A 14534-nucleotide genomic window follows, 5' to 3' on the forward strand; every position below is an offset into this window, starting at 1 on the left:
GGTGTAAACGGTAAAAAGCGAACGTTTTACTGGGCAGACAGGAAACAGCGAGCACTGACGCTCTAACGGCGTTGTAGGCGGTGAACCTCGCTGGGTTTTTGATGTAACACGCAAGAAAAGCACCGGCAAAACAAAAACCGGAAAATTGTGAAAAAACACCTGAACAGGGATTTTCCGGAATACTCATCGGCGTCCTATTTTTCAATTTTTACTTTTATAAACAACTAATTAGATAGCTAAAACCGCTGCAAATGGCGTTCGAATCGACTGCGCAAAAATGGCTATGAATCCATAGGGTTTTGTTTGCTTGCAGCGCAATTGACGTTGTAGCAGAGGTGTTTTGCAGGTCGCGCTGGCAAGACGCATGAATAAGTTCGGCTGATACCAGCGAACCCTATAACCGATTGGATTGATGACAGGTTGCTTGGCATGCTGGCCACCTTCTTGATGCGAGCGCGCTTATGTCGGATGCCAACCTGGCCACCCTGCTGGTATTGATTTCGGCGTTTATGCACGCCAGTTGGAATGCGGTGGTGAAGTCCAGTAGCGACCGAGTGTCGTCGATGGCGGTAGTCGATGGGGTGGCCTTTCTGGTCGCCCTTGCCGCCCTGCCGCTGGTGCCGTTGCCGACCCTGGAGGTGTGGGGGGTGATCGCCCTGTCCACTGTGGTCAACCTGTTCTATCGCTACTTTCTGCTTCGCGCCTATCAGTTCGGCGACTTCGGCCAGGTGTACCCCCTGGTGCGTGGTTTGCCGCCGTTGCTGGTGGTGGTGTTTGCTGCGCTCTGGCTGGGCGAGTGGTTGCCGTGGCTGGGCATTGCCGGCGTGGTGGTGTTGTCGCTGGGGGTGCTGAGTTTGTTGCAGGTCACTCAAGCGTGGCGGGCACCGCGCAATGCCTTGGCGGCCGGTGTGTGCGTGGCCTTGTACACGGTGATCGACGCCCATGGCGTGCGCAGTGCCGAGGGCGTGTTGCGGTACCTGGTGTATTTCACCTTGGTGCTCAGCGTGCCGATTCCGTTGTTCGCCGCCTGGCAGCGCGGCCCGGCGCTGCGCCGACATGTTCGCCAGTATGGCGGCGTGTCGGTGTTTGGCGGGCTGACCTACTGTGCAGCCTATGGCCTGGTGTTGTGGGCGATGACCATGGACAACGTCGCCAAGATCGCGGCGCTGCGTGAAAGCAGCGTGATCATCGGCGCGGTGATTGCCGCGCTGCTGTTCAAGGAGCCTTTCGGTCGGCGGCGTTTGATCGCCGCCGCCGCGGTGACCACGGGCATTGTCCTGATCAAGTGGGCGAACTGAACAAGCCCGGCAACAACCCGGTTGCTGTTAGCCGAAACGTTGTTGCGCCACTTGCAGGAACGCATCGATAAGCCGCGCACCACGCCGCTCTTTCAGGCAGTACAGGAACTCGTCGAGCAGGGTCGCCTGGTGGATGGTGACAATGCGCAGCTCCTGGCTGTCCGGCACTTCATGACGGGCGATGATGCTCACCCCGATGTTGCGCAGCACCGCTTCACGAATGGCCTCGCGGCTACCGATTTCAATCACGTTTTCCAGCTTGAGCTGGGCGCGGTTGAGCATGTCTTCGGTGAGTTGGCGGGTATGCGACCCCTGCTCGCGCATCAGCACGCAATGCCCTGCGATGGCGCTCAGCTGAATGCGGCTCTGGTTGGCCAGCGGGTGGCTGCGGTGCACCACCAGCACCAGCGGGTCTTGGCCCAGGGGCAGGCAAAACAAACGCGCGTCGGTGAGGCGTTGCGACGAGGTCACCAGGTCGAGCCGGTATTCGTCCAGGGCCTCGATCATTTGCTGCGAGTTACCCAGTTCCAGGCTGATCTGCCCGCCGTGCTGCTCACGAAAACCTTTGACCAGGTCGAGGATGTAATACGGCGCAGTGGCGCCGATGCGCAGCTTGCCGGCATTGGCGCCGGCGTTATTCAGGAAGAACTCGATATTCAGGCTATGCGACAGCATCGGCTTGATCAGCGGCAGCAGGCGCGTGCCGGTTTCGCTGAGGGTGAGGCGGCGCCCCCCGCGGTAGAACAGCTCCAGGGCGAACTGGCTTTCCAATTGGCGAATCTGATTGGTCACGGTGGGCTGACTCAAGCCCAGTTTTTTCGCAGCCAAAGTAACGCTGCCCAACTGGGCAACCATGTAGAAAGCCTTGAGTTCCGATTCCAGCATGGTGTCCTCGCTTAGCCTGGGCGCAGGCCATCTTAAAGGCTCACCCTGGAATATGCATGCCACTAAATAGCGGTAATTGCCGCCTTGGCCCGGTGCTGCTCGCGCCACTGCGAAGGAGCGACGCCGTGGTAGTTTTTGAACGCGCGGGAGAACGCCGCCAGGTCGTTGTAACCCAGGGCATCGGCCAAGCGCGTGAGGTCCATGGCGGAGGCATGCAGGTGCCAGCTGGCAAGCTGCATTTTCACTTCCAGCACCAGCGGTTTGAACCTCAGGCCCTCGGCCAGCAGGCGACGCTGCAGAGTGCGCGGATGCAGGCCGAGCAGTTGGGCGATGTGTTCCAGGCTGTGTTGGTGCAGGCCGAGGGTTTGCGTGATCAGGGTGCGCACTTGCAGTTCCAGGCTGTCGTGCAGGCTGGCCAACAGCTCGCGCAGGTAGCTGTCGATGCGGGTCTGGGCTTTGAACGACAGCGGCTTTACCGGCCGCGCCATGACGCCGTCGGCATACACCAGGCAATCGTGCTCCTGATTGAACAGCACCTCGCAGCCAAAATGCTGGCGGTAGGTTTTCTCGCTGGCCAACGGGCTGTGGCTGAACTCCACCCGCTGCGGGCGCATATCGCCTCCCCCGCAGATTTCCCGGGCCAGGCGCGCGCACGCCGCCACCGCCATCTCACGGTATTGCTGGGCCTGTTCGGCGCCGTAAAAGTGTTCGATGCGGCGCACGTACACCCGCCCACCCTGCTGGTGCAGGCGCCAGTGTTCGGCTTTGTTGTGCAGCGCCATATAACGTTGGGCGGCCGCGAAGGCTGCATGCAGATCGGGCTCGGCGCACAACAAAGTGCCGAGCAAGCCGAGCATTTCAATGCCCTGGTGGCCGGCCACCCGCATGCCGAGGTCCGGGCAAGCCAGGCGCTCGGCAGCGTTGGCCAATAGCTGGATGACCTGGTGGCTGCCCAGCAGGTAATCGGCGTCGCGCAATTGCGCCTGGCTCAGGCCGACCTCTGCCAGCAACGCCGCCAGGTCACCGCCCAGGCGGGTTACTTCCTGTTCGAAGCCGATCAAGCTGGCGCTGCGTATCTCGTAGCGAATGCTCATGGCGAACTCCTCTGCACCCACAAGACGATGCCGCCATTGTCGTGTTATGACAAGCCCGCCCGGTTTCAGCGGCCTACTCTTGTCCGACAAAAACAAGATGAGGTGGACCATGGCTACGTACGACATCGTGATTCAGGGTGGCCGTTACTTCGACGGCACCGGTGCGCCAGCGGCCATCCGCAGCCTGGCGGTAAAGGACGGCAAGGTCGCGCTGGTCAGCGCCACGCCCATTGATGAAGGCCTGGCCAACCGCGTGATTCAGGCCCATGGCAAATGGGTGACGCCGGGCTTTATCGACAGCCACACCCACTACGACGCCGAACTGATCGTCGCCCCCAGCCTCAGTGAGTCGGTACGCCATGGGGTGACCACCGTGCTGGTGGGCAGTTGCTCGTTGAGCATGGTCTGCTCCGAGCCGGAAGATGCCTCGGACATTTTCACCCGGGTGGAAACCGTGCCGCGGGACAAGGTGCTGCCGATTCTGCGCCAGCATAAAACCTGGAACACGCCGCAACAGTGGGTGGACTTTATCCGCCAGCAGCCGATGGGCCCGAACGTGGTGAGCTTTCTCGGCCACAGCGACTTGCGTGTGGGCGTGATGGGCCTGCACCGCGCCACCGACCGCAATGTGCAGCCCAGTGCAGCGGAAATGCAGGCGATGGAAAACGTCATGGAGCAGGCGCTGGACGCCGGTTTCCTCGGCCTGTCGACCATGTGCCTGAAGTGGGACAAGATCGACGGCGACCGCGAGTGGTCAAAAAGCCTGCCCAGCACCTATGCGCGCTGGGGCGAGGTGCGTCGCCTGAACAACCTGCTGCGCAAACGCGGGCGGGTGCACCAGGGCGCGCCGAACGCGGCCAACCCGCTGCAGGTGCTGCAGTACCTCGGCCAGGCCATGGGCGTGCTGCGCAAGCCACTGAAGACCACCCTGATTTCCATGCTCGACCTCAAGGGCAACCGCACCATTGCGCCAATGGCGCGGTTGTCGGCCTGGTTCACCAACCTGCTCGGCGGCGACTTCCGCTGGCAGCTGCTGCCCACCCCTTTCATGATTTACGCCGACGGCATCGACGTGGTGCTGTTCGAAGAATTCGGCGCCGGTGAAATGGCCCTCGACCTCAAGGACGCAGTGGCGCGCAATGCCCTGCTCAAAGATGAAAACTACCGGCGCACCTTCCGTAAGTTCTATGCGCAAAAACTCTCACCACGGGTATGGCAGCGCGACTTCGGCGACGCCGTGATTCTCGGTTGCCCGGAGCAACAGCTGATCGGTCGCAACTTCGCCGACGTGGCGCTGGAGCGCGGGTTGCATGTGGTCGACCTGTTCCTCGACATGGTGGTGGCCCACGGCACCCAGCTGCGCTGGTTCACGGTGATCGGCAACCACCGCAAAGACGTGTTGCGCAAGATGGTGTGCAACCCCAACACCCTGATCACCTTCTCCGACGCCGGCGCCCACCTGCGCAACATGGCCTTCTACAACCTGCCGCTGCGCCTGCTCAAACTGGTGCAGGAAAGCCACGGCGAAGGACGGCCGATCATGCCCATCGAACAGGCTATCCACCGCCTCACCGGCGAGCAGGCAGACTGGCTCGGGATCGACGCCGGGCGTATTCGCGAAGGTGATCGCGCCGACATTGTGGTGCTCGACCCACGCGGCTTGCAGCAGGATCTGGAGCGGGAAAACTGGGACACCATGCAAGGCTTCGACATCCCGCGCATGGTCTGCCGCAACCCCGGGTGCGTGTCGCACGTGCTGATCAATGGCCGCTTGGCGGTGGACGATGAACAGGTAGTGCCAGAGCTCGGCCAAGCGCAGGGGTTTGGTCGCTTCCTGGCTGCCCGTTAAGCGCTACGCGGGGTTCGTCGGCCGGGAGGCCGTCATTATCCAGGTCGATAAAATTGCTGAGCTTCACCGCGCCGTCGGGGAAGCTCACGATCACCTGCAACTGGCCGCCCATGGCCTCGACATGCTGGCGCAGGGTAGCGATGTAAATGTCGGTGTGGCGCTCCATTTTGCCGATGACCAACGGTGAAACCTGAAGCGCATCGGCAAGCGCCACGTGGGTCTGGCCAATGGCGAGCATGACCTTGGCCCTGGCCTCGGCACGTGCCTGAGAAAGAGGAACGGCCTTAGCCCTGCGAGTGGTAAAGCGGCTGGTCATCGGTATGGGCTCGTAGCGGAATGAAAGGAGCGACGAGCCTAGCGGATGGTCCCGAATGCACATGAGCGCAAAAGGATTGGATGCGGGTAGGAATGCAGCCCTTGTGCTGTATGAACAGCCTGCGAAATATCGGTACAGACGGAGGTTTACGCTTGCTGGGCCTCCTCATCGAGATCGACAACGTTGCTGATCTTCACTGTCCCCTCTGGAAAACGTGCGATCACCTCAAGCTGTGCGTCCATGGCTTCGACAAAACAAAACGCCTCCCGAAGGAGGCGTTCTGCTCTTACGGCCTAGGCCGTTTTCAGTTGCGTAGGTCGAAGCGGTCGAGGTTCATCACTTTGGTCCAGGCGGCGACGAAGTCGTTGACGAACTTGGCCTGGGCATCGCTGCTGGCATACACCTCGGCCAAGGCGCGCAGTTGCGCGTTGGAGCCGAATACCAGGTCGACGCGGGTGCCGGTCCATTTCACTTGGCCCGTCTTGCGCTCACGCGCCTCGTAGGTGTCGGCGGATGCCGGCTTCCACTCCACGCCCATGTCCAGCAGGTGGGTGAAGAAGTCGTTGGTCAGCGCGCCGGGCCGGGTGGTGAACACGCCGTGTTTGGAGTCACCGACGTTGGCGCCGAGCACTCGCAGGCCGCCCACCAGCACGGTCAGTTCCGGCGCGCTGAGGGTCAGCAACTGGGCCTTGTCCACCAACAGCGTTTCAGCCGACACGGTGTAGCGGCCTTTCTGGTAGTTGCGGAAACCGTCGGCAATCGGCTCAAGGAAGCCGAACGACTCGACATCCGTTTGCTCTTGCGAAGCGTCCATGCGCCCAGGCGCGAAGGGCACGCTGACGGTTTGTCCGGCTGTTTTTGCCGCCTGTTCGACACCGGCGTTACCGGCCAGCACGATCAGGTCCGCCAAGGAGATTTTCTTGCCGCCCGCCTGACCGCCGTTGAACTCGCCCTGGATGCGCTCCAGGGTGCTCAGCACCTGGGCCAGTTGCGCGGGCTGGTTGGCTTCCCAGGACTTTTGCGGTTCCAGGCGCAGACGGCCGCCATTGGCACCGCCACGTTTGTCCGAGCCACGGAACGTCGAGGCAGCCGCCCAGGCAGTGGACACCAACTGCGCCACGCTAAGGCCGGATGCCAGCACCTTGGCCTTGAGCGCCGCCACGTCGCTGTCATCCACCAGCGGGTGGTTCACATCCGGAATCGGGTCCTGCCAGAGCAGTTCTTCGCTCGGGGTTTCCGGGCCCAGGTAGCGGGTCAGCGGGCCCATGTCGCGGTGGGTCAGTTTGAACCAGGCGCGGGCAAAAGCGTCAGCCAGCTCGGCCGGATTCTGCAGAAAGCGCCGCGAGATCTTTTCGTAGATCGGATCGAAGCGCAGTGCCAGGTCGGAGGTGAGCATGGACGGCGCGCGGCGTTTGCTCGGGTCGTGGGCGTCGGGAATCTTGCCGGCCCCGGCGCCACCTTTGGGTTGCCATTGATGGGCGCCGGCCGGACTCTTGGTCAGTTCCCATTCGAAGCCGAAGAGGTTTTCGAAGTACTCGTTGCTCCAGCGAGTGGGCGTCGAGGTCCAGGTCACTTCCAGGCCGCTGGTGATGGTGTCGCCGCCTTTACCGCTGCCGAACTTGTTGCGCCAGCCCAGGCCCTGCTCTTCCAGGCCCGCGGCTTCCGGTTCCGGGCCGACGTTGTCGGCAGGGCCGGCGCCGTGGGTTTTACCGAAGGCGTGGCCGCCGGCGATCAGCGCCACGGTTTCTTCGTCGTTCATGGCCATGCGGCCGAAGGTTTCGCGAATGTCTTTGGCCGAGGCCAATGGGTCGGGGTTGCCTTCCGGGCCTTCCGGGTTCACGTAAATCAGGCCCATCTGCACGGCAGCCAGGGGGTTTTCCAGGTTGCGCTCGAGCTCGCGGCCTTCCTGTTCCGGACGTTTGGCCGGCTCAGCGACCAGGTCGCCTTGGCCCGGCTCTTCCATTTCCTTGTTGGCCTTGCCGTAGCGCTTGTCGCCACCGAGCCACACGGTTTCAGTGCCCCAGTACACGTCTTCGTCTGGTTCCCACACATCCGGGCGGCCGCCGGAGAAGCCGAAGGTCTTGAAGCCCATGGACTCCAGCGCCACGTTGCCGGTGAGCACGATCAGATCGGCCCAGGAAATGGCGTTGCCGTATTTCTGTTTGATCGGCCAGATCAACCGCCGCGCCTTGTCCAGGCTGACGTTGTCGGGCCAGCTGTTGAGCGGCGCGAAACGCTGTTGGCCGGAGCCGGCGCCGCCACGGCCATCGCCGGTGCGGTAAGTGCCAGCGCTGTGCCAGGCCATGCGCACGAACAGTGGGCCGTAGTGGCCGAAGTCGGCCGGCCACCAGTCCTGGGAATTGGTCATCAGCGCTTCGAGGTCGCGTTTGACCGCAGCGAAGTCGAGGCTCTTGTAGGCCTTGGTGTAATCGAAGTCGTCACCCAGCGGGTCGGACTTGGAGGAGTGTTGGTGGAGAATTTTCAGGTTCAGTTGGTTGGGCCACCAGTCACGGTTGGTGGTCCCACCGCCAGCGGCGTGATTGAACGGGCATTTCGATTCAGTCGACATGTTGTTCTTCCTTAAGGTCGCTTCATCCAGCTCTCCAGCCCCCAGTGGGCTGCGAACACCGATGAGTGAGTTCGACGGCAATCGGGGCGGGCCTGGGATCGTTACCGCAGCAGTGCGGTGGGCGAGGCTCTGTGTCCCCTCATCAGGTTGCACGGCGCCGATAGGGATCGACGCCTGAGCAAGACTAGACGCCTATGGGAAGAGTTCTAATAGAGCGGATGTGCTGTGTTGATAGCCAGACTCTCTCAGGGTATGAAAAGTGTCACATCGCCAGCTATATCCACACGTCGTTGACGGCAGTGCGCTCGCCCCCTTCGGCACCGGTGTTCAGCACGCCGCAGGGCTCCACCAGCAACAGGCGAACTTCTTTCGCGGCAAAGGGTTTGTGCTCGACGCCCTTGGGCACCACGTACATTTCACCGGCGCCAATCAGTACGAAACCATCGCGAAAATCCAGGCGCAGCTCACCGTCGAGGACGATAAAGGTCTCATCGGTTTCGGCGTGTCTGTGCCAGATGAAGTCGCCCTCAAGTCTCACGATCTTGAATTGGTAGTCGTTCATTTGCGCGACCACCTTGGGCGCCCATTGCTCGCTGAACAGGGTGTATTTCTCGCTGAAGTTGATGGCGGTGTAAGTCATGGACATGGACAGGTGCTCGGCTGCGATCAATCGGAAGCCCGACTTTAGGGCCGCCGCTCAAAGGCTGTATTGCACGATTGTGCAAGCGCAACGCGTTAGCTGAGCCGCTTCAGCCAACGGCCGGGGGAAACGCCATAGGCCTGTTGGAACAGGCGGGTCATATGGCTCTGGTCGAAAAACCCGGCCGAGATCGCGGCTTGCGCCAGGGAGTGGCCATCGAGCAACAACGCCCGGGCCAGGTCGAGACGGCGGTGGGTCATGTAGCGGTAGGGGCTGGTGCCGTACAGGGCGCGAAAATCACGGCTGAGGCTCCAGCGGTCGCGGCCGCTGGCCTCGCTCAGTTCATCCAGCGTCACCACCCGGTCCAGCGCCGAGTGAATGAACTCCCGGGCGCGCTCGGCGGCGATGAAGTCCACCGCCTTGCGGCGGGTGCGCTGGCCCGCGACCTCGGCCAACACCCGCGCCAGGTCGTAGATGTTGTCGTCCTCTTCGAGGGGTTCCAGGCTGGCGTCGAGATTGCTCAGGGCCATCTGTGTCGCGCGGTACAGCCTGGGATCGGCACTGATGCCGCCCTCGACAAAGGGCAGTGCCTTGCCACCTAGCACCTGCTGGATCAGCGCCGGTTGCACATACAGCATCTGGTAGCGAAAACCCGCATCGGTGCCCGCCTCGCCGTCGTGCAGCTCATCCGGGTGCAGCACCAGCACGTTGCCAGGCAGGCTGTGGCGCTGGGCGTGGCGGTAACGAAAGCTCTGCACGCCAGCCAGGGTGATGCCGATGGCATAGGTGTCATGGCGATGGGGGGAAAAACCGTGGCCGCTGAAAAACGCCTCGATGCGCTCCAGTTTGCGCAGCGTGGGGGAGTATTTGACCCAGTCGTGAAGAGGCTCGGACATGGCAGGGTGAACGGCAGGAAGATGGCTGGCACGTTATCAGACTTCACGCCAGAAACGCTGCCCCGCCGCCTACCCGCCGCTCTGCCGATTACAGGTGAAAGCGATTGACCAACACATTGAGGTCCGCCGCCAGACGCGACAGTTCATGGCTGGACGCGCTGGTCTGGTGGGCGCCGGTGGCCGATTGCACGGACAGGTCGCGAATGTTCACCAGGTTGCGGTCAACCTCGCGGGCTACCGCCGCCTGCTCTTCTGCCGCGCTGGCGATCACCAGGTTGCGTTCGTACATTTCGCCAATCGCCGTGGTGATCTGCTCCAGCGCCTCACCCGCACTCTCGGCCAGGGTGCGGGTGGACTGCGCGCGGGCGCTGCTGCTTTGCATGGCGGTCAGTGCCTGGCTGGCGCCGGTGCGCATGCTGGCGACCATCTGTTCGATTTCCTGGGTGGAGTTCTGCGTGCGGTGGGCCAAGGCGCGCACCTCATCGGCGACCACGGCAAAACCACGGCCGGACTCACCGGCCCGCGCCGCTTCAATGGCCGCGTTCAAGGCCAGCAGATTGGTCTGCTCGGCGATGGCGCGAATCACATCCAGCACCTTGCCAATGTCCTGCGACTGCTCCGCCACCTGGCGTACCTGGCTAGCGGTGGACTGCATGTCGCCGGACAAATCGGTGATGGCATTGATGGTGTCGCTGACGCGGTTCTGCCCCACCTGCGCCGATTGGTTGGAGGCTTTGGAGGCTTCCGAGGTGGACACCGCGTTGCGCGCCACTTCATCCACCGCGGTGCTCATTTCGTTGACCGCGGTGGCGGCCTGCTCGATTTCATCGTTCTGGCGCAGCAAACCGCGGCTGGCTTCTTCGGTCACGGCGTTGAGCTCTTCGGCCGCTGCAGCCAATTGGGTCGACGAGCCGGAAATCTGCGCCAGGGTTTCCCGCAGGTTCTGCTGCATGCGCCCGAGGGCGTCCTGCAATTGGCTGACTTCATCGTGGCCGCTCACGGCAATCGGTTTGGTCAGGTCGCCAGCCGCGACAAACTGCGCGGCCTGCACCGCATCGCGCAGCGGGCGAACGATGCTCTGGGTCAGCAGCCAGGCCAGCAGTACCGTGCCCAAGGCGGCCAGCACGATCACGGCGATCACGATCAGACGCGAGTCGGCGTAGTAATCGGCCGACGCCTTGCCTTCGCGCTCAATGCCTTTGCCGTAGATGTCGCCCAGTTCGGCGAGCTGCGCGCCGGTGCCATCGACCACCGGCTTCATGTCCACCAGCAAGAGCTTGTTCAACGCCTCACGGTTACCACTGCGGGCCAGGGTGAAAGAGTCGCCCATGCCGCGCTGGTAGCTGGCGAAGTCTTTCTTGAACTGGTCGTAGAGACGTTGCTCGTCCGGCGAGTCGATAAACGCCTCGTAGTCGTTGATGGTCTGCATCAGCAACTTGTTGCGCGCTTCGTACTGGCCGACGTAGGTGTCGATGTTCTTGGTGTCGGGGTCCAGCGCCATGCGCAGGGAGATGGTGCGGATGCGCAGCATGTTTTCGCGGATGGCGTCGACGATGCGAATGCTCGGCACCCAATCGCGCTCAATGGCTGTGGCGCGGTCACGGATGCTCGACATCTGGCCGAGGGAAAACACCCCGAGAAAGGCGACCGCCAAGGCGATCAGGGCGAAGCCGATGGCGGCCCGGCGGGCAATGTTCCAATTGCGTAGCAGCATGAAATTTCTCGCTCATCCGTAGGAAAGGTATAGGTCTTGTTATCTGACAACCTTGTCGGCATGGGCAATCGCGACTTTAGCCGCACGACCGCTGAGCTAACACGAGCGAGCCTCTAGAACGCCATTTCCTGTGCGGTAATCGCCCGTCAGGCCACTGGTTTGGGTCGTGTATTGCTGATTGCTTCAGCGCAGTCGTATGATGACTGACGACAATCACAACAACAAGGAACCCCGCCCCATGACCAAACTGCACCTGCTGGCTGCCGCCCTCGCCAGTGCGTTATCGCTGCCCTCGCTTGCGGCGACCTACGCCTACATTTCCAGCCCCAATGACGGGCTGATTTCACAATACGAATTGAACGACAACACCGGCGTTCCGCGCCTGGTGGAACAGACGCCGGCCGGCAGCAAGGTCAACCCGATCGCCATCAGCCCGGACGGCTCGACGCTGTATGCCGCCCTGCGGGTAGCGCCCTTCAGCGTGGTGAGTTACCGCATTGACCCACACAGCGGCCACCTGGAAAAACTCGGCCAGGCACCGCTGGCTGACAGCCTGGCGTACATCGCCACCGACCGCAGCGGGCACTTTCTGCTCGGGGCGTCCTATGGCGCCAGCCTGCTCAGCGTGCAGGCGATTGACGCCGAGCACCGGGTTTCCGAGCAAATTCAGGTGTACAAGACCGGCCCCATCGCCCACTCCATTCGCACCGACCGCAGCGACCGTTTTGCCTACGTCGGCAACCTGGGCACCGACAGCGTGCTGCAGTTCGGCCTGAACAAAACCACCGGCGCACTGACGCCGATTGGCTCGGGCGCGGCCCCTACCCCGGCGAAGATGGGCCCCCGCCATATCGTGTTCTCGCCCAACGGCAAGTTTCTGTATGTGGTGGGCGAGCTGAGCGGCACCGTGGTCGGCTATGCCATCGACGGTAAAACCGGCGCCCTCAGCCAGGTCACCCAGGCCGAGAGCGTACCCGCCGGCCTGAAACTGCAGCAGGGGCTTATCCGCAACGCCGCCAACAACGACCTCAAGGACGACCCGACGCCGCGCATCTGGGCTGCGGACATTCGCCTGTCGCCGGACGGCACGCTGCTGTACACCACCGAGCGCACCAGCAGCAGCGTGTCGGCCTTCAAGGTCGACCCGGCCAGCGGCGCCCTGACGTACAGCGGCAACTTCAAGGTGGCGGAAAAACAACCGCGCAATATCGCCTTCTTCCCTAGCGGCAAATGGCTGTTGGTCACCGGCGAGAAAAGCCAGACCATCGGCAGCTACGCCATCGGCAAAGACGGCAGTCTGAAACGGGTGGGCGAAGCGCCGTCGGGCGATGGCGCCTTGTGGATCGAAATCTGGCCACCGGCCAAATAACCGCTGCACGCGGGGCGGCTGGCTTGATCGCGGGATTGGGCATGGCCGCCCTGGCGCGGATTCCGTAACATCCGCAGCCCCGTTTGCCGTCCTGCAGTCATTGCCATGAAACCCGCTCGCCTTCGCGCCGATCTTCTTGCTGGCCTCACCACCTCGTTCGCCCTGGTGCCTGAGTGCATCGCTTTTGCCCTGGTGGCGCACCTCAACCCGCTGATGGGGCTGTATGGCGCGTTCATCATCTGCACCCTCACCGCGCTGTTCGGAGGGCGGCCGGGGATGGTGTCCGGGGCTGCCGGCTCGATGGCAGTGGTGATCGTCGCGCTGGTGGTGCAGCACGGCGTGCAGTACCTGCTGGCCACGGTGCTATTGGGTGGGGTGATCATGGTGCTGTTCGGCCTGCTGCGCCTCGGCAAGCTGGTGCGCATGGTGCCGCACCCCGTAATGCTGGGGTTTGTGAATGGCCTGGCGATCATCATTGCCCTGGCCCAGCTGGAACACTTCAAGAGCGGTGAACAGTGGCTGAGCGGCACGCCGCTGGCATTGATGCTCGGCCTGGTGGCGCTGACCATGGCCATCGTCTACCTGCTGCCCCGCCTGACCCGCGCGGTGCCGCCAGCGTTGGTGGCGATTCTCTCGGTGGGCCTGGCGGTGTACCTGCTCAACCTGCCAACCCGCACCCTCGGCGACATGGCGCACATCGCCGGCGGCCTGCCGACCTTTGCCCTGCCCGACTTGCCCTGGACCGTGGAAACCCTGCGGATCATCGCCCCCTATGCGTTTTTGATGGCCATGGTCGGCCTGCTGGAAACCCTGCTGACCCTCAACCTCACCGACGAAGTCACCGAAAGTCGCGGCTACCCGGACCGCGAATGCGTAGCCCTGGGCGCAGCGAATATGGTCTCGGGCGCCTTCGGTGGCATGGGTGGCTGCGCAATGATCGGCCAGACCGTGATCAACCTCAGCTCCGGCGGCCGTGGGCGGCTGTCGGGGGTGGTGGCCGGGGTGATGATTCTGCTGTTCGTGCTGTTTCTGTCGCCGCTGATCGAGCGCATTCCGCTGGCGGCGCTGGTGGGGGTGATGTTCGTGGTCTCGCAGCAGACCTTCGCCTGGGCCTCGCTACGGGTGCTGCACAAGGTGCCGGTGAACGACATGCTGGTGATTCTGGCGGTGACCATCATCACCGTTTTCACCGACCTCGCCACTGCGGTGCTGCTGGGCATCATCATCGCCGCGCTGAACTTCGCCTGGCAGCATGCCCGTGAGCTGTACGCCGACGCCCATGTGCAAGCCGATGGCAGCAAGTTGTACCAGGTGCATGGCACGCTGTTCTTTGCCTCGGTGACACCGTTTCTGAATCAGTTCGACCCCGCCGCCGACCCTGAACAGGTAACCCTGGATTGCGCGCACCTGAGCTTTGTCGACTACTCGGCAATTGCCGCGTTGAAAACCTTGCGCGAGCGCTACAGCAAGACGGGCAAACATCTGCGCGTGGTGCACTTGAGCGAGCGCTGCAAGAAGCTGCTGAAGCGCGCGGGGGAATAGCTCGATTCAAATTCGCCGGTGGCGCTGAAAATTATCGCGGCTAAAGCCCCTCCCACAAGGGATCTCATGTCCCTGTGGGAGGGGCTTTAACCGCGAGTTTTTGATCGTCAACCCAGCACGTAGACGCTGCAATTTATCGAGGCTGAAGCCTCTTCCACAAGGGATCGCATGCCCCTGTGGGAGGGGCTTTAGCCGCGAGTTTTTGATCGTCAACCCAGCACATTGACGCTGCAATTTATCGAGGCTGACGCCTCTCCCACAAGGGATTGAAGTGCGCCCCAGAAGTTGGACACCAATCCAACCTCTGGGGCGTTTTTCATGAGCAAGTACACAACACAATTCAAGCTGTCTGCCGTTACCGC

11 protein-coding genes are annotated in these 14534 nt (G+C 62.5%); 4 read left to right on the top strand and 7 right to left on the bottom strand.

The window, feature by feature from the left end; all coding sequences use genetic code 11:
• Positions 1 to 461: 461 nt before the first annotated feature.
• A complete protein-coding gene (locus C8K61_RS25510; protein WP_108099649.1) occupies positions 462 to 1298 on the top strand; it encodes an EamA family transporter in 837 nt (278 codons plus the stop codon).
• A 27-nt stretch (positions 1299 to 1325) separates the two neighbouring features.
• Here the strand turns inward: C8K61_RS25510 and C8K61_RS25515 are convergent, their stop codons facing one another.
• Positions 1326 to 2183, bottom strand: coding sequence for a LysR substrate-binding domain-containing protein (locus tag C8K61_RS25515; protein ID WP_108099650.1), 858 nt, complete (start codon positions 2181 to 2183; stop codon positions 1326 to 1328).
• A 62-nt stretch (positions 2184 to 2245) separates the two neighbouring features.
• Complete coding sequence (locus tag C8K61_RS25520; RefSeq protein ID WP_108099652.1) at positions 2246 to 3277, bottom strand: AraC family transcriptional regulator; 1032 nt, start codon at positions 3275 to 3277, stop codon at positions 2246 to 2248.
• Between the two features lie 109 nt (positions 3278 to 3386).
• On the opposite strand from C8K61_RS25520, the gene C8K61_RS25525 reads away from it, so the two are divergent.
• Entirely contained in the window at positions 3387 to 5126 is a 1740-nt protein-coding gene (locus C8K61_RS25525; RefSeq protein ID WP_108099654.1) for an amidohydrolase family protein, read from the top strand.
• On the opposite strand, the gene C8K61_RS25530 is transcribed toward C8K61_RS25525, so the two are convergent.
• The 5 genes from C8K61_RS25530 to C8K61_RS25555 all read right to left on the bottom strand — a co-directional run bounded on the left by C8K61_RS25530 (position 5038) and on the right by C8K61_RS25555 (position 11261).
• A complete protein-coding gene (locus C8K61_RS25530) occupies positions 5038 to 5442 on the bottom strand; it encodes a transcriptional regulator (RefSeq protein WP_256589555.1) in 405 nt (134 codons plus the stop codon). The genes C8K61_RS25525 and C8K61_RS25530 overlap by 89 nt on opposite strands.
• A gap of 304 nt (positions 5443 to 5746) precedes the next feature.
• The gene (gene katG / locus C8K61_RS25540) at positions 5747 to 8011 is read right to left on the bottom strand and encodes a catalase/peroxidase HPI (protein ID WP_108099656.1); all 2265 of its coding nucleotides are present in this window, start codon (positions 8009 to 8011) and stop codon (positions 5747 to 5749) included.
• A gap of 274 nt (positions 8012 to 8285) precedes the next feature.
• The gene (locus C8K61_RS25545; RefSeq protein WP_371920028.1) at positions 8286 to 8657 is read right to left on the bottom strand and encodes a cupin domain-containing protein; all 372 of its coding nucleotides are present in this window, start codon (positions 8655 to 8657) and stop codon (positions 8286 to 8288) included.
• An 89-nt stretch (positions 8658 to 8746) separates the two neighbouring features.
• The gene (locus tag C8K61_RS25550; protein ID WP_108099658.1) at positions 8747 to 9547 is read right to left on the bottom strand and encodes an AraC family transcriptional regulator; all 801 of its coding nucleotides are present in this window, start codon (positions 9545 to 9547) and stop codon (positions 8747 to 8749) included.
• Positions 9548 to 9635: 88 nt separating this feature from the next.
• Positions 9636 to 11261, bottom strand: coding sequence for a methyl-accepting chemotaxis protein (locus tag C8K61_RS25555; RefSeq protein ID WP_108099660.1), 1626 nt, complete (start codon positions 11259 to 11261; stop codon positions 9636 to 9638).
• Positions 11262 to 11499: 238 nt separating this feature from the next.
• Between C8K61_RS25555 and C8K61_RS25560 the strand changes: the two genes are divergently transcribed.
• Positions 11500 to 12630, top strand: coding sequence for a lactonase family protein (locus C8K61_RS25560; protein ID WP_108099662.1), 1131 nt, complete (start codon positions 11500 to 11502; stop codon positions 12628 to 12630).
• A 105-nt stretch (positions 12631 to 12735) separates the two neighbouring features.
• Positions 12736 to 14172 (top strand): SulP family inorganic anion transporter, encoded by a 1437-nt coding sequence (locus tag C8K61_RS25565; RefSeq protein WP_108099664.1) that lies wholly within the window; start codon positions 12736 to 12738, stop codon positions 14170 to 14172.
• Positions 14173 to 14534 lie beyond the last annotated feature (362 nt).

Origin of the sequence: Pseudomonas sp. GV071 (genome assembly GCF_003050835.1) — a bacterium.
Lineage (GTDB): Bacteria > Pseudomonadota > Gammaproteobacteria > Pseudomonadales > Pseudomonadaceae > Aquipseudomonas.

Bases quoted from the DNA above. Each gene is read 5' to 3' on its own strand.
- C8K61_RS25510 (WP_108099649.1), top strand. From the start codon at position 462: ATGTCGGATGCCAACCTGGCCACCCTGCTGGTATTGATTTCGGCGTTT.
- C8K61_RS25515 (WP_108099650.1), bottom strand. From the start codon at position 2,183: ATGCTGGAATCGGAACTCAAGGCTTTCTACATGGTTGCCCAGTTGGGC.
- C8K61_RS25520 (WP_108099652.1), bottom strand. From the start codon at position 3,277: ATGAGCATTCGCTACGAGATACGCAGCGCCAGCTTGATCGGCTTCGAA.
- C8K61_RS25525 (WP_108099654.1), top strand. From the start codon at position 3,387: ATGGCTACGTACGACATCGTGATTCAGGGTGGCCGTTACTTCGACGGC.
- C8K61_RS25530 (WP_256589555.1), bottom strand. From the start codon at position 5,442: ATGACCAGCCGCTTTACCACTCGCAGGGCTAAGGCCGTTCCTCTTTCT.
- katG (WP_108099656.1), bottom strand. From the start codon at position 8,011: ATGTCGACTGAATCGAAATGCCCGTTCAATCACGCCGCTGGCGGTGGG.
- C8K61_RS25545 (WP_371920028.1), bottom strand. From the start codon at position 8,657: ATGTCCATGACTTACACCGCCATCAACTTCAGCGAGAAATACACCCTG.
- C8K61_RS25550 (WP_108099658.1), bottom strand. From the start codon at position 9,547: ATGTCCGAGCCTCTTCACGACTGGGTCAAATACTCCCCCACGCTGCGC.
- C8K61_RS25555 (WP_108099660.1), bottom strand. From the start codon at position 11,261: ATGCTGCTACGCAATTGGAACATTGCCCGCCGGGCCGCCATCGGCTTC.
- C8K61_RS25560 (WP_108099662.1), top strand. From the start codon at position 11,500: ATGACCAAACTGCACCTGCTGGCTGCCGCCCTCGCCAGTGCGTTATCG.
- C8K61_RS25565 (WP_108099664.1), top strand. From the start codon at position 12,736: ATGAAACCCGCTCGCCTTCGCGCCGATCTTCTTGCTGGCCTCACCACC.